This window comes from Pseudomonas sp. 29, assembly GCF_002754355.1.
GTDB classification, from domain to species: Bacteria; Pseudomonadota; Gammaproteobacteria; order Pseudomonadales; family Pseudomonadaceae; genus Aquipseudomonas; species Aquipseudomonas neuropathica.
In genome coordinates this window covers 5293173-5316168 of sequence record NZ_PEEY01000001.1, presented here as the reverse complement: position 1 = coordinate 5316168, position 22996 = coordinate 5293173, and the positions used below count along the sequence as shown (strand labels likewise).

Sequence of the window (22996 nt, the reverse complement as noted above, 5' to 3'; positions counted from 1 at the left end):
CAAATCAGGCGACCGCCGATTTATCGCGTGGACACCGACAGTGATAGTCAGGTTTGGCGACATCGCCGAACCTTTTGATACAGGAGTACATCCATGCTGGTCTTACGCCCAGTCGAACAGACTGACCTGCCCCAGCTACAACAATTGGCCCGCGACAGTCTGGTGGGCGTGACCTCCCTGCCGGACGACAGCGAGCGCCTGCGCGCAAAAATCGCCGCGTCATGTGCATCGTTCGCTAGCGCAGCGGCGGCCCACGGCCCGGAGAATTACTTCTTTGTGCTGGAAGACCTGGACGACCAGCGTCTGGTTGGCTGCTCGGAGATTCTCGCGACGGCGGGCTTCGACGAGCCGTTCTACAGCCTGCGCAATCGCCATTTCACCAGTGCATCCCGCGAACTGAACATTGAACACGGCGTACCGGCGCTGTCGCTGTGCCATGACCTCAGCGGCCACACATTGCTGCGTGGTTTTCACATTAATGCCGAACTGGTGCGTACGCCGTTTTCCGAATTGTTGTCACGGGCGCGCCTGTTGTTCATCGCCGCTCACACGCGGCGCTTTGCCGAGGCGGTGATTACTGAACTGGTAGGCTACAGCGACGAGCAAGGTCATTCGCCGTTCTGGGATGCGCTGGGCAAACACTTCTTCGACCTGCCCTACGCGGAAGCCGAACGCCTGTGCGGGCTGCAGAGCCGCACGTTTCTCGCCGAACTGATGCCGCAATATCCGATCTACGTGCCGATGCTGCCGCAAGCCGCGCAGGACTGCATCGGGCGCATCCACCCGGATGGCCAGGAAGCGTTCGACATCCTCGAGCGTGAAGGCTTCGAAACCAACAGCTACATCGACTTGTTCGACGCCGGCCCGACCCTGTATGCGCGCACCAGCAACATTCGTTCGATCGCCCGCAGCCAGACGGCAACGGTGCAGCAAAAACCCCAAATCGATGCCCGCGGTCGTTATCTGCTGAGCAACGACGCGCTGCACGGCTTCCGATCGATCATGGCCGAACTCGATTACCAACCCGATCAACCGTTGTCCCTCACCCCTGCAATGTGTGCGGCGCTGAACGTGACCGATGGCAGCCCGATCCGGCTGATTGCCCTGTGAAACCCGCCCGGTTGCGCAGTCAACGACAGTGCCCGAACAGGCGCGCAGAAGGAGTTCCAGCATGATTGTCCGCCCGGTCAAAGTCAGCGACCTGCCAGCCTTGATGGCGCTGGTGCAACAGGCCGGCCCGGGGTTCACCACCCTGCCGGCCAACGAAGATCGCCTGTCCCACCGGGTCCGTTGGGCGCAACGGGCGTTCGCCGAACAAGTGGAACGAGCCGACGCAGACTATCTGTTTGTGCTCGAAGACGACGACATGCGCGTGGTCGGCGTCAGCGCTCTGGCCGGGGCGGTCGGCCTGCGTGAGCCGTGGTACAACTATCGGGTCGGGCTGACCGTCAGTTCGGCGCCGGACCTGGGCATTCAACGGCAGATCCCGACACTGTTTCTCAACAACGAACTCACCGGCCAATCGGAGCTGTGCTCGCTGTTTCTCGGCCATGATCAGCGCCACGGCAGCAATGGCCGCTTGTTGTCGCTGGGGCGTTTGCTGTTCGTTGCCGAGTTCCCGCACCTGTTCGGCGAGAAGATGATTGCCGAACTGCGCGGCAGTGCCGATGAACACGGTTGTTCGCCTTTCTGGGACAGCCTGGGTCGGCATTTCTTTCAAATGGACTTCAGCCATGCCGACCACTTGTCCGGGCTGGGCAACAAATCGTTCATCGCCGAACTGATGCCGCGCCAGCCGCTGTACACCTGCCTGCTCACCGAACAGGCCCAGGCCGCGATCGGCCAGGCGCACCCGAATACCGAGCCGGCGCTGAAAATCCTCCAGGCCGAAGGTTTCACCCACAAAGGCTACATCGACATCTTCGATGGCGGCCCGGTGATCGAAGCGCCAGTGCGCAATATCCGCACCGTGCGCGAGAGCGTCGAGCTGGCCCTGAGCCTCGGCAGCCCCGACGAACAGGCGCCGCTGTGGCTGATTCACAACCGCCGCCTGGAGAACTGCCGCATCACCGTCGCTCGCGCCCGCCGGGTCGGCAGCAGCTTGGTGATCGACCGCCTCACCGCCAAGCGCCTGCAACTGCAACCGGGCAATTCGGTACGCGCGGTGATGCTGCCCAATCAACAGCAACAGGCGGTGGCGGCCTGACGGTCACCACCGCAAAAAGGTAAATCCTTTCAGCAAAAGGGTCAGCGACAACCTGTCCCTTGCAAATTCGTCATGATCCTTGACCCATTCGCGTGATAGCCTTTTCATTCTTCGGCGTTGACACCTTTGTTCAAGCCTTTCCATTCCTTTGTATTGGTGGAACTCGTATGACCCGGCTTTCCCATCAAGATTTGCGCCGTAACTTCCGTCAACTGCTGGCCTCCGACACCTGCTACCACACCGCGTCGGTGTTCGATCCGATGTCCGCGCGCATCGCTGCTGACCTGGGTTTTGAAGTGGGCATCCTCGGTGGTTCCGTGGCCTCGTTGCAGGTGCTCGGTGCCCCGGACTTTGCCCTGATCACCCTCAGCGAGTTCGCCGAACAGGCCACCCGCATCGGCCGCGTCGCCCAATTACCGGTGATCGCCGACGCCGACCACGGCTACGGCAACGCCCTCAACGTGATGCGCACCATCGTCGAACTGGAACGCGCCGGCGTCGCCGCCCTGACCATCGAAGACACCTTGCTGCCGGCACAATTCGGCCGAAAATCCACCGACCTGATTACCGTTGCCGAAGGCGTCGGCAAGATCCGCGCGGCGCTGGAAGCCCGGGTTGATACGGAAATGGCGATCATCGCCCGTACCAACGCCGGTATTTTGCCGAACCAGGAAATCATCAGCCGCACTCGCCAGTACCAGGCTGCCGGGGCTGACGGCATCTGCATGGTCGGCATTCAGGATTTCGATCAGCTTGAGCAAATCGCCGAACACCTGACCGTACCGCTGATGCTGGTCACCTACGGCAACCCGGCGCTGCGCGACGACAAACGTCTGGCCGAACTCGGTGTACGCGTGACCATCGATGGGCATGGCGCTTACTTTGCGGCGATCAAAGCGACGTATGACAGCTTGCGTGAACAGCGGCAGATCTTCACCCAGGCCTCCGACCTGAGCGCGACCGAGTTGACGCACACCTATACACAGCCGGAGGAATACATTCTCTGGGCCAAGGAATACATGAGCGTCAAGGAGTGATGCGCACGCTTCACCGGCCCTTTCGCGAGCAGGCTCGCTCCCACAGTGGATCTTGGTTGAACACAACATTCGTGTTCGACACCGATCAAATGTGGGAGCGAGCCTGCTCGCGAAGACGTCCGCCGCTACACCGCTAAACCGGCGTCTTGTAAGCCTCTTCCCGCTGCACCGCCCGCGCCTGAATCACATTCAGAATCGCACAGCCCTCGCGCATCAACAGATGCACCGCGCTGGTCACCCGCGTCAGATCACAATCGGAAATGCCCTTGAGGTTGAGACTGGCAAAGGTGTCGGCCAGATCGCGCACGACCACAAACCGGTGCATCGCACAGGCGGCCATGTCGCTGAGTTCTGAGTGGGTGTTAAGGAAAAGCACCGGGGATTCGGCGTCGTAGGTGTCGATGGGGAGGAAGCGGGGCATTACTTGGTCGGTCATAGAGTTCACTCCAAATAGGGGTCAGGTGCTGTATTCGACCGGCCAAGATCGTCGCAGATTTTTCTGCGAGCCGAGACTATAAGAGCCGCGCTCAACGGCCGCAATGAGCGCTTCTGTCGGACTTTTCGGTATTTTTTGTACGCCGTTCGCGACTTCCACTTTTCCCACAAAAGCCCCTCACCCTAGCCCTCTCCCAGAGGGAGAGGAAACTGATTGGGGGATGCTCGGGATCTACGCCGACGTGAGAGATCGCGTTGAATGCAAGTTTGAATTCAACTTGATCTGCCGGTTGCCACATGGACCACAAACAACACGGTCAGTCCCCTCTCCCTCTGGGAGAGGGTTAGGGTGAGGGCAAATGCACCTGACACCCCACCCGCATCAGTCACACCACAAACCCACTCACCGCGGTTTGGCCAACTCCATAATCATCCGCGACAACAGATAAATCCGCGGCGCCACGCTCGCCACTTCGGCGTATTCCTCCGGCGTGTGGATATTGCCGCCGACAATCCCGAAACCATCCAGCGTCGGCGTGCCAACCCCGGCAGACAAACTCGCATCCGCCGCGCCGCCACTGCCCTCCTCGGTCAACTTGCGACCAATCTCGCCATAAATCCCTTGAGCCATCGCCATCAGGCGATCCGACTCAGGCGTTTGCGGCATCGGGGGCAAGCCGCGTTGCAATGAAGTCTTCACTTCCGTCTCAGCAATCAACTTGTCCTGCGACACCCGCGCCAGATCCTTTTCGATCCGGTCAAACTCCTCCGGCACCGCCGCGCGCACGTCGGCCTTGGCAGTGGCTTGATCGGGAATCACGTTGGTGCGGTCGCCGGCCTTGAGCACGGTGAAGTTGATGGTGGTCTTCTTCGCCTCATCGCCGAGTTTGCCCAACTGAAGAATCTGGTGCGCCGCTTCCATCGCGGCGTTGCGCCCCAGTTCCGGGGCGACGCCGGCGTGTGCGGCTTTACCCTTGACCTCGACCAGCGCCGTCGCGCTGCCCTTGCGCCACACCACCAGGCCATCGGCCGGGCGGCCCGGCTCAAGGTTGAGGGTCACGTCGTGCTGTTTGGCGGTTTTCTTGATCAGATCGGTGGCGACGTCCGAGCCGGTTTCCTCGCTGGCATCAAGCAGGAAGGTGATTTGCGCATAGTCCTTGAAGTCGAGGTTTTTCAGGACTTTCAGTGCATAGATCCCGGCGACGATGCCGCCCTTGTCATCCATCACCCCCGGCCCGTAAGCGCGGCCGTCCTTGATGTGGAACGGCCGCTCGGCCGCCGAACCTTCCTTGAACACCGTGTCCATGTGCGCCATCAGGAGGATTTTCGCCTTGCCGGTGCCTTTCAGCGTCGCCAGTACATGGTTGGATTTTTCCGGCGTATTGGGCACCAGTTCGATGGTGGCGCCGAGTTTTTTCAGCTCATCGATGGCGATGTCGCTGACTTGCTTGAGGCCGGGTTCATAACCTGAGCCGGAGTCGATATTGACCAGCCGCTCCAGCAGTTTCAGTGCTTCTGGCTGGTACTGCTCGGCATCGGCGAGCACTTGTTTGTGCGGTTCGGCAAAGGCGTGGGCAGCCGAGAAGGCGAGAGACAGGCCGAGGCTAGCGGCCAGCAGGGAGCGAGAAAATGAGCACGTCATGAAGCGATCCTTGTTTCGCGTCGGGGGGGATTTAACCGTACCCGACATCGGCGCGAGGCTCTACACCGAATGCGACACTGATCTAACCGACAACACACAACCCCTGTGGGAGCGAGCTTGCTCGCGAAAGCGGTGGATCAGTCAACATTGATACAGCCTGGCAGGACGCCTTCGCGAGCAAGCTCGCTCCCACAGGGGATCTACGGTGTAGCGGTCAAACCGAATCCAGTAACGTCTGCCGGGACTTGTCATCGCAATTGCAGATCACCCGGTTACGCCCGCTGGCCTTGGCCTCGTACAACGCCTGATCGGCATCATTGAGCCAGCGTGTTGCGTCGGCATGCGCCGGATCGTACGCCGCCAGGCCGATGCTCAAGCTGACCTTCAACGCCGGATTCTGCTCATAACCCAGAATCGCGAAGCGCTCACGCAACGCTTCCATCGCCTGCGCGGCGTTGAACAGCGGCAGATCCGGCAAAATCACGCAGAACTCATCACCGCCGTAACGCCCGGCAACGTCAGTCGCCCGCAGGTTTTGTTTAAGTAACTTGCTCAACTGGCGCAACACGATGTCGCCCGCGACATGGCCGTAGGTGTCGTTGATCGCCTTGAAGTGATCGATGTCGATCAGCGCAATCGCCGCACCCTGCTTCTGCCGCTTGCAGCGCTGAAAAGCGATCTCCAGTTGATCCTTCCAGGCGCCATGATTGAGCAACCCGGTCAGGCTGTCGGTGCGGCTCAAGGCGAGCAATTCGCGTTTATGCAAGCCAAGCGTGTAGGCCTGACGAAAGCAGATCCAGCCCAGCGCCAAGGGGTACAGCAGCAGTAACGGGAAACAGGCGTACATTTGTGCAGGCGTAGTTTGCGGAATGAATGCCGGAGCAAACACCACCAGCCCGACGCCGACCCCGAGCAGCTGCGCCGCAGAGCCTGCCAATAGAAAACGTGAACCACCGATTGCGACGTTGTTCATTGCCATCATCGAAATGGTCGTGGCAGTGGGCAGCGGATTGAAATGCATGGCGGCAAGCCAAAAGCCGCCGAAAAAAGCGTCAATCAACAGATTGCGGTGTTCAGCGTGGTAAGGAACCCGGGCGCGGCGCGCCCATTGAAACGCCAGATGCGGCCAGACCAGGCCGTTGAAGAACATCAGTGCCCAGACCCACAGCGGCGGATCGAGCGAGTACATCGACACGCTCACGCACACGAGCCCCAGAATCAACCCGAGCATGCGCGACGTATAAAGCCTCCTGGCCAATGAAAGTCCCTTTCCTCCGGTATTTCCCATAAGGACCTCGATCACGCACACCGCAGGACGGATGTGCTGGAAGTCTAACAGGGCGACGTTAAATAGCCATCACCGGCCAGCGGGCTGAATAGCGCGACATCAGGACCGCACACAGGGCAAATATTTGGCTATACATGAAAGGAGCAAAATGGAAAAAAAACTATAAGAAGGAGACCCATGCACACCTATCACGTGTTGATCATCGGCAGCGGTTTTGGCGGTCAATGTGCTGCGGTCAACCTGCTCAAGGCCGGGATCGACGATTTTCGCCTGCTGGAGCGACGGGACTTCTTTGGCGGCACCTGGTGCCAGAACACCTACCCCGGCGCGGCGGTGGACGTGCCGTCGCCGCTGTATTCGCTGTCGTTCGCGCCGTACCGCTGGTCGCAGATGTTCGCCGGACAGGCCGAACTGCAGCGCTACACCGAGCATGTCATCGAGCAGTTCGGTTTGCGTGAGCGCGTGGAGCTGGAGGCCAATGTCGAGCGCGTCGAATGGGACGACACGGAAAAACGTTGGGCCGTACACACCGGAAGCAAAGGCACCTTTTATGCGCAGTTCCTGATCAATGCCACCGGACCATTGAGCCAACCGGTCATCCCACACTTTCCTGGCCAGGATCGCTTTAAAGGCAAGACTTTTCATACGAACAACTGGGATCACAGCTACGACTACCGCGGTAAACGCGTGGCCATCGTCGGCAGCGGTGCCAGTGCGGTGCAGGTGATTCCGGCGATTGCGCCGCAGGTCGAGCAATTGCACGTGTTTCAGCGCACGCCGCATTGGGTGCTGCCCCGCGCCGATCGGCAGTTCGGGCCGCTGCAACGCTGGCTACTCGGCCTGAAACCCGCCTACAAACTGTTGCGCTGGCTGATTTACTGGCAATTCGAAACCCGCGTCATCGCGTTCAAATACTCGAAAGCGGCGATTCACATGGTCCAGCAGCACGCCCTGCGCTTTCTCAAACGCCAGGTGCCAGACCCGGCGCTGCAAGAAAAACTCACCCCGGACTTCACCATCGGCTGCAAACGGGTGCTGGTGTCCAGCACCTATTACCCGGCGCTGAGTCGCGCCAACGTCACCTTGCATACCCGCGAGCAAGGCATTGCGTCCATCGATGAAACCGGGATCAACACCGAGGACGGTCAGCACATCGATGTTGATCTGATCGTCTGGTCGACCGGTTACGACGCCACCGACGGGGTGATTTCCTACCCGGTCAGCGGAAAAAACGCCGTGCAACTCAGAGAGGTCTGGGCGCAATACCCGCGCGCGTATCTGGGCACCAGCCTGCCGGACTTCCCCAACCTGTTTATCGTCACCGGCCCGAACACCGGCATTGGGCACACCTCGGCGCTGTTCATCATCGAATCGCAGATGAACTACATCCTTGACTGCATTCGCACCGTGCAGGCGAAGGGTCTGCGCAGCATCGAAGTGCGCCCCGAAGCGGAACGTACCTACACTGAGATGATTCATCGGGAGATGGAGCGCACGGTCTGGAAGTCCGGCGGCTGCCACAGTTGGTATCAAAGCAAGAGCGGTCATGTGATCGCGATGTTTCCCGGCTTCAGTTTCAGCTATCACCGCTTGACCCGAGCGCTGAAACCGGCCGACCACATTCTGTCCTGAACACGTAAAAGGAAGACGTCGATGCTTTTGCTGTTTGTCGCCCTCGCGGTTTTCGTGGCCTGGAGCTGGTTGAGTTATCCGGCGGTTGGTCATTGGCTGTACGACCTGAACATGGCCATCGAGGCCAAGTTGTACAAATTGCACAAGATCGAAGTGCCGATCGCCGAGATGACCGTCTCGACTTGGCAGGGCGGGCCGTATGAAGCGGCCAGCGCGATTCTGATGCTGCATGGTTACAGCGGCGACAAGAACCTGTGGCTGCGCTTTTCCCGGCACTTTGTGCGCCAGTATCGGGTAATCATCCCGGACCTCGCCGGCCATGGTGAAACCGGCTTCAAGGCGGGCGGCGGCTACGACATTCCGTTGCAGGCCAAACGCATGATCCAGTTGCTCGACGTTTGCGGCGTGGAGAAAGTCCATGTGATCGGCAACTCGATGGGCGGCTACATCGCCGCGTGGCTGGCGGCGACTTATCCGGATCGCATCGCTTCGGTGGCACTGATCGACCCGGCGGGCGTCACCGCACCCGAGGCCAGCGACATGGAGCGCCATCTGGCGCGCGGGCATAACCCGTTTCTGATCAATTCCCGGGAAGAGTTCCAGCAGTTCTACGCGATGACCATGGCCACGCCGCCATGGGTACCCAAATTGGTGCTGGACGCCATCGCCCAGCGCTACGAACAACAACGCGATGAACTGGAAGAGATCTTCCGCGATTTTCGCGCCAGCCCGCCGATGGAGCCGAAACTGGTCGACATCAAGTGCCCGGCGCTATTGCTCTGGGGGCGCAAGGATCGGCTGATCGACGTCAGCAGCGTGCCGGTGTGGAGCAAGGGCATTGCGAATTTGCGTGTGGATGTCTGGGATCACGTCGGGCACATGCCGATGGTTGAACAGCCGGGGAATACTGCGCGCCTGTATCGCGAGTTTTTGGGGAGCCAAAGATGACAATGCACTCTGCCCCTGCCCCTGATCGTTCCCACGCTCTGCGTGGGAATGCAGCCCGTGACGCTCCGCGTCACTGGACGCGGAGCGTCCCTAGAGGCGTTCCCACGCAGAGCGTGGGAACGATCACGCGAGAAATCGGTAGGTCGAGATGAACATTCTTTATGACGAGCGCCTCGACGGTCCGTTACCGAAGGTGAACAAGGCCGAATTCCTCAAGGCATTGCAGCAAGCGCTGCCTGATCTGGATATTCTGTGGCGCGAGGAAGAACTCAAACCCTACGAATGCGACGGTCTCTCCGCCTACCGCACCACGCCGATGCTGGTCGCCCTGCCCCGACGACTTGAGCAAGTGCAAATCCTGCTCAAACTCTGCCATGAAAAAAACGTCCCGGTGGTTGCCCGTGGTGCCGGCACCGGGTTGTCCGGCGGCGCCTTGCCGCTGGAGCAAGGCCTGCTGCTGGTGATGGCGCGCTTCAACAACATCCTGCACATCGACCCGGCCGCGCGCACCGCGCGGGTTCAGCCGGGGGTGCGCAATCTGGCGATCTCCCAGGCCGCCGCGCCCTTCGGCCTGTATTACGCGCCGGATCCATCCTCGCAGATCGCCTGTTCGATCGGCGGCAACGTCGCCGAAAATGCCGGCGGTGTGCATTGCCTCAAGTACGGTTTGACCGTGCACAACCTGCTGAAAATCGAAGTGCTGACCGTCGAAGGCGAACGCCTGACCCTGGGTTCGGACGCCCTCGATTCAGCGGGTTTCGATTTGCTTGCGCTGTTCACCGGCTCCGAAGGTTTGCTGGGGATCATCACCGAAGTCACGGTCAAACTGCTGCCCAAACCCCAGGTCGCGAAAGTCCTGCTGGCCAGTTTCGATTCCGTGGAAAAGGCTGGCCGCGCGGTCGCCGAAATCATCGCGGCGGGGATTATTCCCGGCGGCCTGGAGATGATGGACAACCTCGCCATTCGCGCCGCCGAAGATTTCATCCACGCCGGTTACCCGGTCGACGCCGAGGCCATTCTGCTGTGCGAACTCGATGGCGTCGAAGCCGATGTCCACGACGATTGCCAACGGGTGCGTGAGGTCATGACCGCGGCCGGCGCCACCGAAGTGCGTCAGGCCCGCGACGAAGCCGAGCGCGTGCGGTTCTGGGCCGGGCGCAAAAATGCCTTTCCGGCCATCGGCCGTTTGTCACCGGACTATTACTGCATGGACGGCACCATCCCGCGCCGCGAATTGCCCGGGGTTTTGCAAGGCATCGCCCGCCTCAGCGAAGAATACGGATTGCGCGTGGCCAACGTATTCCATGCCGGCGACGGCAATATGCACCCGCTGATCCTGTTCGACGCCAATCAACCCGGCGAACTGCACCGCGCCGAAGGCTTGGGCGGCAAGATCCTCGAACTGTGCGTACAGGTCGGCGGCAGCATCACTGGCGAACACGGCGTCGGCCGCGAAAAAATCAACCAGATGTGCGCGCAGTTCAACAACGACGAACTGAGTCTGTTTCACGCAGTAAAAGCCGCGTTCGACCCACAAGGCCTGCTCAATCCCGGCAAGAACATTCCGACCCTGCACCGCTGCGCCGAATTCGGTGCCATGCATATTCATGCCGGGCAATTGCCGTTCCCCGAACTGGAGCGTTTCTAATGGCTGACGTCGATGCCGCCGGCGCCTTGCTTGATCAGGTCAACGAAGCGCGGGCCAACGCCACTCCGTTGAAGATTCAGGGCGGCAACAGCAAAGCCTTTCTCGGCCGCGAAGTAGCCGGTGAAGTGCTCGATACCCGCGCCCACTGCGGCATCGTCCGTTATGAACCGACCGAACTGGTGATCACCGCGCGCGCCGGCACGCCGTTGTCCGAACTCCTCGCGGCGCTGGACGCTGTTGGACAAATGTTGCCGTGCGAGCCGCCGGCATTCGGTGAAGGCGCCACCGTCGGCGGCATGATCGCCACGGGGTTGTCCGGGCCACGACGGCCGTGGTCTGGCTCAGTGCGCGACTTCGTCCTCGGCACCCGAGTCATCACCGGCCTCGGTCAGCACCTGCGTTTCGGCGGCGAAGTGATGAAGAACGTCGCCGGTTATGACCTGTCGCGGTTGATGGCCGGCAGTTACGGCTGCCTCGGCGTGCTCACCGAAGTGTCGCTGAAAGTCCTGCCGAAACCGCGCCAGTGCCTGAGCATTCGCCTCGACATGGAATGCGCGCGGGCGCTGGCGAAGCTTGCCGAATGGGGTCAGCAACCGTTGCCGATCAGCGCCGCGTGCCACGATGGCCAGAGCCTGTATTTGCGGCTTGAGGGCGGCGAAGGTTCGGTGACGGCGGCGCATCAACGCCTCGGGGGTGAGCCGTTGGATTCAGGGTTCTGGCGGGATCTGAATGAGCAGCGTCTTGCGTTTTTCAACGAAGGTTTGCCGCTGTGGCGCTTGTCGTTGCCGAACAATCTCGGGCCGCTGGATCTGCCCGGCGAGCAACTGATCGACTGGGCCGGTGCACAACGCTGGCTGAAATCCGACGTCGAGCACATTCATATTCTTGCTCAGGAACTCGGCGGCCATGCCACCTGCTTTACCCACGGCGCCAGTTCTTCGCCGTTTCAGCCGCTGGCCTGGACACTGCTGCGCTATCACCGACAACTCAAAGCGCAACTCGACCCGCAAGGGCTGTTCAACCCCGGGCGCATGTACGCGGAGTTCTAGCCATGCAAACCACCCTCAGCGAACAATCGCGCCAATTACCCCGCGCCGCCGAGGCAGAAAAGATTCTGCGCACCTGCGTGCATTGCGGCTTTTGCAACGCGACCTGCCCGACCTATCAGTTGCTCGGTGATGAACTCGATGGCCCGCGCGGGCGCATCTACCTGATCAAGCAAGTGCTCGAAGGCGCACCCGCGACGGCGCAGACACAACTGCATCTGGACCGCTGCCTGTCGTGCCGCAACTGCGAAACCACCTGCCCGTCCGGCGTCGACTATCACAACCTGCTCGACATCGGCCGCGCGGTGGTCGATCACGCGGTGCCACGTCCGGCCGCGCAACGCCTATTGCGCGAAGGGTTGCGCGCATTGGCGCCGAATCCGGGGTTGTTCAAAGGCTTGCTGCGGGTGGGCACGACGTTTCGGCCGCTGTTGCCGCGCTTGCTGGAAAGCAAACTGCCGCAGCATCTGCCGTTTTCCGGTTTGCGCCCTGCCCCGCGCCATGCCCGGCAGGTGTTGTTGCTTGAAGGCTGCGTACAGCCGGGGTTATCGCCAAATACCAATGACGCGACGGCGCGGGTGCTGGATCGCTTGGGCATCAGTGTCACCCCGGTGGCCGAGGCCGGGTGTTGCGGCGCGCTGGACTATCACCTCGACGCGCAAGCCAAAGGCCTCGACCGCGCGCGGCAGAACATCGATGCCTGGTGGCCGCACCTGCAAAACGGCGCCGAAGCGATTGTGCAGGCCGCCAGCGGTTGCGGCGCATTCATCAAGGATTACGGGCATTTGCTGGCAGACGATCCGGTGTATGCGGCCAAGGCCCGGGAAATCAGCGAGCGGACGCTGGATCTGGTGCAGATACTCGCGCAGGAACCGCTCGAAAAAGTCTGCGCGGCGAGCGAGCGGCGGATTGCCGTGCATTGCCCGTGCACTTTGCAGCACGCGTTGAAATTGGGCGGCGCGGTGGAAGCCGTGCTGACACGCCTCGGTTTCAATCTCGCCGCCGTGCCCGACGGCCATTTGTGCTGCGGTTCGGCAGGCACGTATTCGCTGACGCAACCGCTGCTGGCGCGGCAACTGCGCGACAACCGCCTCAACGCTCTGGAGAGTGGCCGCCCTGAGCTGATCGTCACCTCCAATGTCGGCTGTCAGAGCCATCTGGCCAGTGCCGGACGCACGCGGGTGATGCACTGGATCGAACTGGTGGATCAGTCGTTGGCAGAATGAAGTTCGTAGGATTCTTCGTTTGCCCGCGTGCGAGAAGGCTGCGATCTTTTCCCTCATCCATTCCGTGACCGTGGCAGGAATTTTTTTCATGACCGTGCAGCCGTTCGTCAGCCCCGACCTGATCCGCCAACGCTTCTCCAAAGCGATGTCCGACATGTACCGCGAAGAAGTGCCGCTGTACGGTGCACTGATGGAGCTGGTGGAGCAAACCAACCGCGAGGTGCTTGCACGTCAGCCAGACATCGCCCGGCAGCTCGACAGCACCGGCGAAATTCAGCGGCTGGATATGGAGCGCCATGGCGCCATCCGCGTTGGTACTGCGACGGAACTGGCCACCCTCGCCCGTCTGTTTGCAGTGATGGGCATGCAACCGGTGGGTTATTACGACCTGACTCCGGCGGGCGTACCGGTGCACTCCACGGCGTTTCGCGCGGTGCATGAAGAGGCGCTGCAAGTCAGCCCGTTTCGGGTGTTCACGTCGTTGTTGCGCCTGGAGTTGATTGAGGATGCGCAACTGCGCGCCTTTGCAGAATCGGTATTGGCCAAGCGTTCGATCTTTACCTCGGAGGCGTTGCGCCTGATCGCGCAAGCTGAAACCGCAGGTGGTTTGAATGAAAGCGAGGCCGAGGCATTCGTCCTACAGGCATTGGAAACCTTTCGCTGGCATCACAGCGCTACGGTTACCGCTGCGCAATATCAAACTTTGAGTGCCCAACACCGTTTGATCGCCGATGTGGTGGCGTTCAAAGGACCGCACATCAATCACCTGACGCCGCGCACGCTGGACATCGACCGCGTCCAGGAACAGATGCCGGCCCATGGCATCACCCCCAAAGCCGTGATCGAAGGCCCGCCGCGCCGGCAATGCCCGATCCTCTTGCGCCAGACCAGTTTCAAGGCGCTGGACGAGCCGATCGCCTTCACCGATCAAAACCAGAGCCGTGGCAGTCACAGCGCGCGTTTCGGCGAAATCGAACAGCGCGGCGCGGCACTCACGCCCAAAGGCCGGGCGCTGTATGACCGCTTGCTGAATGCCGCACGCGATGAACTCGGCGACTTCCCCAACGAAGCCAACGCCGCACGCTACGACGCGCTGATGGCTCAGCACTTTGGCGAATTTCCTGACAGTGTCGAGGGTATGCGTGAACAAGGGTTGGCGTACTTTCGCTATTTCGTTACGGAAAAAGGACTGGCAGCGGCAGGACTTGGGAGTTCGTCTCTGGAAGACTTGTTGCGCGATGGTTATGTGAAAGCGGAACCGTTGGTGTACGAAGATTTCCTGCCGGTGAGCGCAGCGGGGATTTTTCAGTCGAACCTTGGCGATGCGGCGCAGGCGCATTATGGCGAGCATTCCAATCGGCAGGCCTTCGAGCAGGCGCTGGGGCGCGCGACCATTGATGAGTTGGGATTGTATGCGGCGACGCAGCAGCGTTCGATTGATGATTGTCTGACACAACTTGCGATCTTTTGATCTGAAAATCTTGAAGCAGCCGCCTCGACCAAATGATGGCGCGTGGCCATTGTGCGCAAGAAGTTGCGCACTTGTTTTGCAAAACAGACCGCTAAAACCGCTGAGAGCCACGTCGTACAAGGCCTGCAGCCAAGTGCGCAAGAAGTTGCGCACTACTGCGTAACTTCTTGCGCACTTTTGCATTGGGCGAGCGCTTTATTTCGCACAAGCGCCTGAAAAATCAGACAAACACCCCGGCCCGTATGGCCGGCACAATTGTTGGCACGCTCCTTGATAACAGTCAGGCACCCACCGGGCGATTTCGCCTCCCGGGCACCTTAAATTATTCCGCAAGGAGAGCACCCCATGGCAACACCAGCGTACATGTCGGTTACCGGCGAAAAACAAGGCCTGATCACTGCAGGCGCTTTCACCGCTGACTCCGTAGGCAACACCTACCAGGAAGGCCACGAAGACCAGGTTATGGTTCAGGCTTTCAGCCACGACGTAATCATCCCGCGTGACCCACAATCCGGTCAGCCAACCGGTCAGCGCGTTCACAAGCCAGTTGTGATCACCAAGGTCTACGACAAGGCTTCGCCACTGCTGCAAGCCGCTCTGACCTCCGGCGAGCGCATGAGCGAAATCGTTATCCAGTGGTTCCGTACTTCTGCTCAAGGTACCCAAGAGCACTACTACACCACCAAACTGGAAGACGCGATCATCGTCGCCATCAACAACAAAATGCACAACTGCCAGGATCCAGGCAACTCGCACTTCACCCACCTGGAAGAAGTGCAGTTCACCTACCGTAAAATCACCTGGACCCACGAAGTATCCGGTACTTCGGGTTCCGATGACTGGCGTGCTCCAGTCGTTTAATTACGGCTGATCGTTACAAGCATCGGCCAGCTCTGCTGGTCGATGTTGTTTTCGCCCTCCAGAATTTCGCGTAAGTTGAGCCGCTTTGCGGTCGTCGACGTACGCCGCTGTACAGCACGAGGAACAAGGGATGTTCGCGCCGGCCAATGAAACCCACTTTGCCCTGACCATCGAAGGTCTTTCCGCCGATTTCCAGGTGTTTACCCTCACCGGCCGGGAAGCCATCAGCCAGCCTTTTGTGTTCGAGGTGGAGCTGGTCAGTGAGCAGCCGTCGCTGGACCTCGAAACCCTGCTGCACAAACCGGCCTTCCTGCAACTGTCGCCCGACGGCAGCGGCATCCATGGCCAGATCTACCGCGCCGCGCAAGGCGACTCGGGCAAACGCCTGACCCGTTACTCGGTGACCCTGCGTCCGCAGTTGTCCTACCTGGCGCATCGCGTCAACCAGCGCATCTTCCAGAACCTCACCGTGCCGAAAATCATCGGCATGGTCCTCGAAGAGCACGGCATCCAAAGCAACGCCTACGAATTCAAGACCGGTTCGATTTATCCCGAGCGCATCTACTGCGTGCAATACGATGAATCGGACCTGCATTTCATCCAGCGTCTGTGCGAGGAAGAAGGTATTCACTACCACTTCGAGCACACGGCGACGGCGCACAAACTGGTATTCGGCGATGACCAGACGGTGTTCCCGAAACTCAAGCCTGTGGCCTATCAGCAAGACTCCGGCATGGTCGCCAGCGACCCGGTGATCAAGCGCTTCGACCTGCGTCTGGAAACCCGTACCAGCCGCACCACCCGCCGCGATTACGATTTCGAAAAACCACGCCTCACCCTCGAAAGCGAAAACCGTGGTGACGCCCTGCCCGACCTCGAAGACTACGATTACCCAGGTCGTTTCATCGACCGCGAGCGCGGCAAACACCTGGCCAAACGCGCCCTCGAACGTCATCGCAGCGATTTCAAGCTGGCTGAAGGCAAGAGCGATCAGCCGTTGCTGGTCAGCGGCCACTTCCTCGCCCTGACCGCGCATCCGAAAGCCAAGTGGAATGACCTCTGGCTGCTCACCGAAGTCCACCACGAAGGCAAGCAACCGCAAGTCCTCGAAGAGTCGGTGACCAGCGATACCACCGCACTGAAAGACGATTTCCACCAGGGCTACCGCAACCGCTTCCAGGCCACGCCGTGGGACGTGCCGAACCGCCCGCCCCTGCGCCACCCGAAACCGCGCATCCTCGGCAGCCAGAGCGCCGTGGTCACCGGCCCGAAAGGCGAAGAGATCCACTGCGACCAGTACGGCCGCGTCAAAGTGCAATTCCACTGGGACCGCGAAGGCCAGGCCGACGACAAGACCAGTTGCTGGCTGCGCGTCTCCAGCGCCTGGGCCGGCGCCCAGTACGGCGGCATCGCCATCCCGCGCATCGGCATGGAAGTGCTGGTCACCTTCCTTGAGGGCGACCCCGATCAACCGCTGATCAGTGGTTGCCTGTACCACAAGGAAAACACCGTCCCGTATGAGCTGCCGGTGAACAAGACCCGCAGCACCTTCAAGACCCTCAGCTCGATGGGCGGTGGCGGCTACAACGAACTGCGCATCGAAGACAAAAAAGGCCAGGAACAGATCTACCTGCACGCCCAGCGCGACTGGGACGAAAACGTCGAGCACGACCAGAAAATCCGCGTCGGCAACGAACGCCACGACACGGTCGAGCAAAACAGCTACAGCGAATTCAAGGCCGAAGAACACCACACCGTCTACGCCGACCGCAAAGTCGAAGCCCGCGCCAATGATCACCTGACTGTCGGCGTGAACCAGCACATCAAGATTGGTACCGGCCAGTTCATCGACGCAGGCCAGGAAATCCACCTCAGCAGTGGTATGAAAGTGGTGATGGAAGCAGGCGCAGAGCTGACCCTGATCGGCGGCGGCAGCTTCATCAAGATAGACGCCGGCGGCGTGACCATGAGTGGGCCGGTGATCAATATGAACTCCGGGGGTAGTCCGGGGAGTGGCACGGGGGCGGCGCCGTTGTTGCCGGGGCCGTTGAAGCAGGCGGATACCGATAAGGCTGGGCAATTGCTGGTGCCGGCACAGCGGCAGGCGTTGATGCAGAAGAAGCCGATTTGTGCGGTGTGCGAGAAAGCCAAATTGGAGGCACAGAATGCTTAAGTCGGAATTCCCATTGGAAAACGGCCTCCCCCAAGGCCTTCCATGGAATGGCACGGTAGGTTTACTGCTTGATGGTGTCAGCGTTGAGAAGCTTCCGCAGCACTTGTATCAGTGGACGGAAAACCCTGAGTTCGAGCCGCTTTATCTTGGGACTCGTTGGGCAGAACTGGGCGATATCTCCCCATGCCTCGTGCAAATAAAAGCACAGAACAACCCAGTCCTGACCCGGTTCCTGAACGCATCGCGTCAGGAATGGGGGCACTTGGTGTTTAGCGATCAATCATGGGATCAACTGGTCGCACACTTTCGCTGGCTCACCAGCGTCATGCACCCACTCGGTGAGGAAGTGTTGTTGCGAATCGCGGACCCGGCCGTAACCCACGCACTGCTCGCTCACGCAGAAACCATCAAGGATCCGACCCTATTTGGCCCCTGCAAACAAATCGTAACTGCCGATGCAGCACTGGATTGCTGGTACATAAACAATAGGCCGGGTAACGCTCCCGAGCCCGACCACAGCAAGCGCTATCGATTGAGCGAAGCACAACTCAGTCAACTGGACGAGGTGAACTTTCGCAATGTCGTGATGCGTCTCGATGCACACATGCAAGAATATTTTCCAAGCTATCAGGCACAGTCGACTCCACAGCAACGCTGGGAACACCTGCATGCGCTGGCGTCGACCTCCTATGATCGCGGCTTCAACACCGAACTCGATATCACCCTCTACGCCAACATTCAAGGGTTCCTTGGCGAGCGAGCACTGGAAGAACATCCAGACCTCGACGCCATACTCAAAACCCCGTCGGAACAAACGCCCGCGCAACGACTCGAAAGGGTCGCTGATATTGCACAGGAACGGGTAGCAACATTGAACAGGAGCCAAGGATGACAACGCCAACATCGACCGGCAAAAGCCCGAACAACGCTGCAAAAAGCCGGGATGACGGCAAGTGTGCCATGGGCGGCTGCTCGCTGATGAAGGCCAAGATCCAGCTCATCCCTCTGCGTTACGGTCTGGTCGAACGACTCGACCCGTCCAGCGCACTGGCGATGCCTTACAAAACCACTTCCCGCCCACTAGGCATTCGATTGATACGTGACGGCTGGCTCTACGTCATCGTTGACAAAAAACCTCAAGCCGTCATGCACGAATACCGAATCCAGAACGGCATCGTGACCCAACTGCTTTGGGAAAAGGGCGAAATCACCGCCAACAAACGCGAAAGCAACGTGGGCGAAGCCGTGTTGGTATTCCCGCGTTTGAGCAAACTCTACGTCAATTACTCCGAGGTGCAATGGACCGCCGCAAAATGCGCGCAGGTCATCAAGCACAAGTCTGAACGTGAGTATTTCATGCAGAAGGTCGATCTCACCAATGCAGACCCTGAGAAAGGCGCAGCTAATCTACTGACTCCAGGTCAGGCGGAAAAGTGGATTGCGGAGATTGCGGAGCAGCCGAGTAAAGAGCCGCCTGTTACGGGTGCCAAACCTGAGGAAAGTCAGGACTATCTCTGGGAGCAAGCGTCGCACTTCAAGAAAACTCAGTTAGGCACGCTCAAAAAGCAAGTCAAGGCAGAACATGAGCGTGACCATCTGTACTTGGTCTTACAGGATGACCTGGGCGTGTTACGCGATCTCGCTGAGCATCAGGACTTGGTCACTGGCTGGATCAGCGACTGGAGCGACGCTGAGGCCAATCAAAAGAAGTATGTGTTTGGTTGCTACATCGAATCGTTGTACACCGTAACAGGCGAAACCATTCTGAATGCCGCCCAAGGCGACCCTCGTTTTGCCAAACTCAAGGACGAAACAAGCGAAGAGCAGCGGCAATCGATCGTCGACTATGTCAACGTTAAAAATCAAACCCAGTATTCAGGCGCTGGTACGCATCGTGGGGCTATTGCAGCCTCAAAGTCGCGGATGCGTACGAATCTTGGACCTTTGTATTCCAAGTACGAAGACCTGATCGAGACCATCGAAGACAACGCGGATGAAGCGCTCAATGGCGCAAAAATGGGACAAGAAGGCATTAACGACCTGATTGACCGACCGGCTATGGAAGCCTTCCTTAAACAACAGCGAGCACAATTAAGCCGTTGGAACAAGCGTTTGGATCTGATAACTGAAGATCGAGCAAAATTAGTATGTGAAAAACGCTTCTATAAATCTGCTTGGTATTTTGACCCAAAACTAGTAACCCAACTTGAATCGGCTCTTGCTACTGAATACGCGTGCATGAAAGATATATGCCGCACCGACAAGGCTACCGAAGCGATTGCAGACCTAATAGAAAAAGAGCCGGGCTTTACAGTTCCAACCTTCTTTACTGCAAGTTTGACCGATCAGAAGGACCTATTTGCAAAAATCGGCTCATTAATAAAATCGGCTCGGGATATACCCCTTTCAGCGAAGGACTTCCAAGGACTGCAAAAAATTAGTCGAGATTTTGTCACGCTCCTGACCCAGGATCTCGCGGCATCAATCAATCTAAGCAACGATGGTATAACTTTCGATCAAGCACGAAACACTGCTTATGAACCTGCCAAACAACTCCGCTTGGCGAATGCTCTAGAAGAAGCTATAGAAGGACTACGCAACGGCCGGGCAATAGACCCATCTAAAATTCTACGAAACATTCCCGGCTCAGCATGGATCGACGTACTAAGAACATTTGGCAAAAAAGGAATTACTCTTGAGTTTGCTTCTGCAAGCCAGCTTCATGCGTTCGAAGCTGACATGGCGAAACTCACCGAACTCCGCCAGCAGATGTCCTCGTTGAAAAACAGGATCAGAGAGACATTGGCTAACGAGCGAAAAGGTCGGGCCCCCAAGGGGAGCTATCGATCATTGGTTGCACAGCGTAAATCTGTTCAGCAATCCGTCGCCCCGTTAGAGAAAAGAATCGCGCCTGCGATGATTGCTGTTGGCGAAGGCCCGAGTAAAGCAAGTATAAAAATAAAAGGACTAACCAGCGCCCAAGAAGCTGAAGTCCACCGAATGGCCGAAGATCATCGCTTAAACACAGGCGATAAGGTAAGGGGACTAGGAAAAGACATCTTTCAATCTGCGGGAGGCGACATCTTCGCATCCGCTGTATTTGTCGTACAATTAATTAGCTTTGTCACTGTTTATTCAGAGTTAAGAAGAAAACCCAGCTGGGATAAAACCGATTACGTTGCATTTGGCAATGCGTTCTTCTCTGCAAGCGGAGGAGGCTTTGCGGCTGCACAGGGGATATCTGCCACCACTCTAAACGTAGTCAAAAACAACTATTCAAGTGCTGCCGGCAAAGTCCAGCTAGCCGCGCGCATTGGAAAGCTCACCGGGGGGCTGGGACTAGCTGCTTACGGGTTCGGTATGGCGGCGGCAGCCACAAGTCTGTACGGGGAAAAAGGCTCTGTCGCTCGTTGGACTGAAGCCTTGAGGTCGGGAGATAGTGCAAAGCTGGCTGGTGCCAGCATGACAATCGCGGGCGACTCTGGACAGTTCGTCGTTAACGGTTGGGCAGTTGCACGAACAGGGCAATATATGTTTGAGGCGGCTTCAAATGTTAGTCAAGCAAGAGCTGTCGCTTGGGTTACAGCTGGAGGCAAACTTCTGAGCGTTGCTGCGAGAGCCAACCTAATAGGGTTAGGCTTGACGGTGTTGCAGCTAGGTGGCGAGTGGATTTACAACCGAAACAATAAAACGAAGCTTGATAACTGGCTTCAGCAGGGCGCGTGGGGAAAGAAGAACCAAAATCGCGGATTCCAAGAAGATCGCATGCAATTGGCAGAGATCACTTCAACCCCTCAGGTCGGTCTAAGACAAATAAATAACAGGCCTACTGCAGTGATTAGCATTCCAAATATAACAATTCGAGAGCTGGATGATGTTGGATTTGGCCTTACCGCGTATTGGTCAAGCAATCTCCAGCGCAATGACTGGGAGCCTTGGACTGAACCTTTGCTATATCAACTCAATTTACTGAGTCCACCAGACGCGCCACTCCAATTGGGGTTAGAAATTTTTGCGCATGAGGCTAACGCTCAGCACGGTCTTGCCATAAAGTTGCGATACCATCCACTCCCCGGAGACCAAAAACTTCAAGAAATAATGTTTGAAACCAAGACACTTAACGTTGGAAGCGGGAAGGAATTTTCAACAACCGGGTTTCTCAGCGCACGAAATACAACTGCTCAAGCATTCATTGTGACCACCGACACGCTAACTGTGCTCGAATCATCAAAACAAGCCGGGCAAACCTAATGTCTTCAATAAATGAGCAATCCAGCGACGATCTAAATCTCGAAAAAATACGGCCCGTGGCTGGTGAGAAACGTAAGTTCGCGACAGGTGAGGCATTATTCTTCTCCCCGCTTCCGATACCAACGGGCAACGTCCCCATGGATTTGGGCGGAAGCTTTGTTGAGGTAAATGACACATTCCTCGACGTAGGCAGTAGTAATTTCGGCAAGGCTTTCCAAGCGAGGGCAATGATTGGGCTCGGGATGATGTTTATTTTTTCATGCCTGATTATTCTGCCTTTGCTTGCAGGATCTACTACCTGGGGATCCCCATTTTCCGAGTCCTTTTGGGACAGAACAACAGGCATGTTCGATTTCGGTGTGACCTTTAGTATCTGGGGTGGAGGAATAGCTGCGCTCTTGGGTATTTACGTTATCTTGAGCACTACCAGAGCGAAGTCGCGCACCCGTCCAATTAGATTCAACCGCCAACGCCGTGAAGTCTGTTTCTTTCCCGAAGGTTCTGACCTCCCCGTCATTCAACCATGGGAAGAGATAGTATCTTGGCTTTCAATCAGTACAGGTGTTACTGGAGTGGGCGTAACAAGCGCCTATACATTTGGTATGGCGTTCGACGATTCCAGAGCTGACGTAGTGCATTTTGTGAGACAAGGCGTGATGACTCCTGCCCATGCCTTGAGTAAGTGGGAAGCCATACGGATCTATATGGAAAAAGGTCCAGAGTTCTGCCCAGGCAAGGCACCCTACGAGGGTCGCCACACCTTTGATAAAAAACGACAAGACATGTACGAGGAATACCGGCACAACGAACGTTCCGCTTTAGGAGTTGGTTGGTGGTACCTGGCACATTTGATCACTTGGTGGCGTTTTCCGTATTGGGTAGCAGAATGGGACCATCGTTTCAGCATGAAATCTCTACCTGAATCCATTGCTGAGTGGTCTAAACCTCTTCCGCCTGAACAATGGGGCAAGCCAAGCCCGGCGCTTAAAGAGCAAAGCGCGAAAATCGAAAAAGCCTTTGCTCAAGGACAGGATTTTATGACGTACTTCAAGGCAAACCTAAACGAAAGCCAATCAGTTGGTAAAAAATCCAATGGATAAAAAAATCGTAACGTTTGTAGTTGCGTGAAAGT

Annotated in this window: 17 protein-coding genes; 14 read left to right on the top strand and 3 right to left on the bottom strand. The window is 58.1% G+C overall.

Translation table 11 applies throughout. The features are described 5' to 3' along the window. Positions 1-93: 93 nt before the first annotated feature. The 3 genes from CLU80_RS24600 (at position 94) to CLU80_RS24590 (ending at position 3243) form a co-directional block, all read left to right on the top strand. A complete protein-coding gene (locus tag CLU80_RS24600; RefSeq protein ID WP_099758630.1) occupies positions 94-1110 on the top strand; it encodes an arginine N-succinyltransferase in 1017 nt (338 codons plus the stop codon). A gap of 61 nt (positions 1111-1171) precedes the next feature. Then, the gene (gene astA, locus CLU80_RS24595) at positions 1172-2206 is read left to right on the top strand and encodes an arginine N-succinyltransferase (RefSeq protein ID WP_095047516.1); all 1035 of its coding nucleotides are present in this window, start codon (positions 1172-1174) and stop codon (positions 2204-2206) included. 167 nt (positions 2207-2373) lie between these two features. Beyond that, complete coding sequence (locus CLU80_RS24590) at positions 2374-3243, top strand: oxaloacetate decarboxylase (protein ID WP_007919546.1); 870 nt, start codon at positions 2374-2376, stop codon at positions 3241-3243. Between the two features lie 133 nt (positions 3244-3376). Here the strand turns inward: CLU80_RS24590 and CLU80_RS24585 are convergent, their stop codons facing one another. The 3 genes from CLU80_RS24585 to CLU80_RS24570 form a co-directional block, all read right to left on the bottom strand. Beyond that, the gene (locus tag CLU80_RS24585; RefSeq protein WP_034152534.1) at positions 3377-3679 is read right to left on the bottom strand and encodes a hypothetical protein; all 303 of its coding nucleotides are present in this window, start codon (positions 3677-3679) and stop codon (positions 3377-3379) included. Between the two features lie 402 nt (positions 3680-4081). Then, positions 4082-5320 carry a M20/M25/M40 family metallo-hydrolase gene (locus tag CLU80_RS24580; protein WP_093439048.1) on the bottom strand — a complete coding sequence of 413 codons (1239 nt, stop codon included), beginning with the start codon at positions 5318-5320 and terminating at the stop codon, positions 4082-4084. A gap of 214 nt (positions 5321-5534) precedes the next feature. Continuing rightward, positions 5535-6608 (bottom strand): diguanylate cyclase, encoded by a 1074-nt coding sequence (locus tag CLU80_RS24570; protein WP_099758629.1) that lies wholly within the window; start codon positions 6606-6608, stop codon positions 5535-5537. A 177-nt stretch (positions 6609-6785) separates the two neighbouring features. On the opposite strand from CLU80_RS24570, the gene CLU80_RS24565 reads away from it, so the two are divergent. The 11 genes from CLU80_RS24565 (at position 6786) to CLU80_RS24515 (ending at position 22964) form a co-directional block, all read left to right on the top strand. Further along, entirely contained in the window at positions 6786-8240 is a 1455-nt protein-coding gene (locus tag CLU80_RS24565) for a flavin-containing monooxygenase (RefSeq protein ID WP_099758628.1), read from the top strand. A 21-nt stretch (positions 8241-8261) separates the two neighbouring features. Then, entirely contained in the window at positions 8262-9188 is a 927-nt protein-coding gene (locus CLU80_RS24560) for an alpha/beta fold hydrolase (RefSeq protein WP_099758627.1), read from the top strand. A 148-nt stretch (positions 9189-9336) separates the two neighbouring features. Continuing rightward, entirely contained in the window at positions 9337-10836 is a 1500-nt protein-coding gene (gene glcD, locus CLU80_RS24555; RefSeq protein ID WP_099758626.1) for a glycolate oxidase subunit GlcD, read from the top strand. Further along, positions 10836-11885, top strand: a complete 1050-nt coding sequence (gene glcE, locus CLU80_RS24550; RefSeq protein ID WP_099758625.1) for a glycolate oxidase subunit GlcE — start codon at positions 10836-10838, stop codon at positions 11883-11885. Before glcD ends, glcE begins: the two co-directional genes overlap by 1 nt. 2 nt (positions 11886-11887) lie before the next feature. Further along, a complete protein-coding gene (gene glcF, locus CLU80_RS24545; protein ID WP_099758624.1) occupies positions 11888-13108 on the top strand; it encodes a glycolate oxidase subunit GlcF in 1221 nt (406 codons plus the stop codon). 88 nt (positions 13109-13196) lie between these two features. Next, complete coding sequence (gene hglS / locus CLU80_RS24540) at positions 13197-14579, top strand: 2-oxoadipate dioxygenase/decarboxylase HglS (RefSeq protein WP_099758623.1); 1383 nt, start codon at positions 13197-13199, stop codon at positions 14577-14579. 345 nt (positions 14580-14924) lie between these two features. Then, positions 14925-15440, top strand: coding sequence for an Hcp family type VI secretion system effector (locus tag CLU80_RS24535; protein WP_007919523.1), 516 nt, complete (start codon positions 14925-14927; stop codon positions 15438-15440). Positions 15441-15570: 130 nt separating this feature from the next. Then, positions 15571-17613, top strand: a complete 2043-nt coding sequence (locus tag CLU80_RS24530) for a type VI secretion system Vgr family protein (protein WP_099758622.1) — start codon at positions 15571-15573, stop codon at positions 17611-17613. Continuing rightward, entirely contained in the window at positions 17606-18505 is a 900-nt protein-coding gene (locus CLU80_RS24525) for a DUF4123 domain-containing protein (protein WP_099758621.1), read from the top strand. The genes CLU80_RS24530 and CLU80_RS24525 overlap by 8 nt, the downstream gene beginning before the upstream one ends. Next, positions 18502-21864, top strand: coding sequence for a toxin VasX (locus tag CLU80_RS24520; protein WP_099758620.1), 3363 nt, complete (start codon positions 18502-18504; stop codon positions 21862-21864). Before CLU80_RS24525 ends, CLU80_RS24520 begins: the two co-directional genes overlap by 4 nt. After that, positions 21864-22964 (top strand): DUF6708 domain-containing protein, encoded by a 1101-nt coding sequence (locus CLU80_RS24515; protein ID WP_099758619.1) that lies wholly within the window; start codon positions 21864-21866, stop codon positions 22962-22964. Before CLU80_RS24520 ends, CLU80_RS24515 begins: the two co-directional genes overlap by 1 nt. Positions 22965-22996 lie beyond the last annotated feature (32 nt).

Bases quoted from the DNA above. Each gene is read 5' to 3' on its own strand.
- CLU80_RS24600 (WP_099758630.1), top strand. From the start codon at position 94: ATGCTGGTCTTACGCCCAGTCGAACAGACTGACCTGCCCCAGCTACAA.
- astA (WP_095047516.1), top strand. From the start codon at position 1,172: ATGATTGTCCGCCCGGTCAAAGTCAGCGACCTGCCAGCCTTGATGGCG.
- CLU80_RS24590 (WP_007919546.1), top strand. From the start codon at position 2,374: ATGACCCGGCTTTCCCATCAAGATTTGCGCCGTAACTTCCGTCAACTG.
- CLU80_RS24585 (WP_034152534.1), bottom strand. From the start codon at position 3,679: ATGACCGACCAAGTAATGCCCCGCTTCCTCCCCATCGACACCTACGAC.
- CLU80_RS24580 (WP_093439048.1), bottom strand. From the start codon at position 5,320: ATGACGTGCTCATTTTCTCGCTCCCTGCTGGCCGCTAGCCTCGGCCTG.
- CLU80_RS24570 (WP_099758629.1), bottom strand. From the start codon at position 6,608: ATGGGAAATACCGGAGGAAAGGGACTTTCATTGGCCAGGAGGCTTTAT.
- CLU80_RS24565 (WP_099758628.1), top strand. From the start codon at position 6,786: ATGCACACCTATCACGTGTTGATCATCGGCAGCGGTTTTGGCGGTCAA.
- CLU80_RS24560 (WP_099758627.1), top strand. From the start codon at position 8,262: ATGCTTTTGCTGTTTGTCGCCCTCGCGGTTTTCGTGGCCTGGAGCTGG.
- glcD (WP_099758626.1), top strand. From the start codon at position 9,337: ATGAACATTCTTTATGACGAGCGCCTCGACGGTCCGTTACCGAAGGTG.
- glcE (WP_099758625.1), top strand. From the start codon at position 10,836: ATGGCTGACGTCGATGCCGCCGGCGCCTTGCTTGATCAGGTCAACGAA.
- glcF (WP_099758624.1), top strand. From the start codon at position 11,888: ATGCAAACCACCCTCAGCGAACAATCGCGCCAATTACCCCGCGCCGCC.
- hglS (WP_099758623.1), top strand. From the start codon at position 13,197: ATGACCGTGCAGCCGTTCGTCAGCCCCGACCTGATCCGCCAACGCTTC.
- CLU80_RS24535 (WP_007919523.1), top strand. From the start codon at position 14,925: ATGGCAACACCAGCGTACATGTCGGTTACCGGCGAAAAACAAGGCCTG.
- CLU80_RS24530 (WP_099758622.1), top strand. From the start codon at position 15,571: ATGTTCGCGCCGGCCAATGAAACCCACTTTGCCCTGACCATCGAAGGT.
- CLU80_RS24525 (WP_099758621.1), top strand. From the start codon at position 17,606: ATGCTTAAGTCGGAATTCCCATTGGAAAACGGCCTCCCCCAAGGCCTT.
- CLU80_RS24520 (WP_099758620.1), top strand. From the start codon at position 18,502: ATGACAACGCCAACATCGACCGGCAAAAGCCCGAACAACGCTGCAAAA.
- CLU80_RS24515 (WP_099758619.1), top strand. From the start codon at position 21,864: ATGTCTTCAATAAATGAGCAATCCAGCGACGATCTAAATCTCGAAAAA.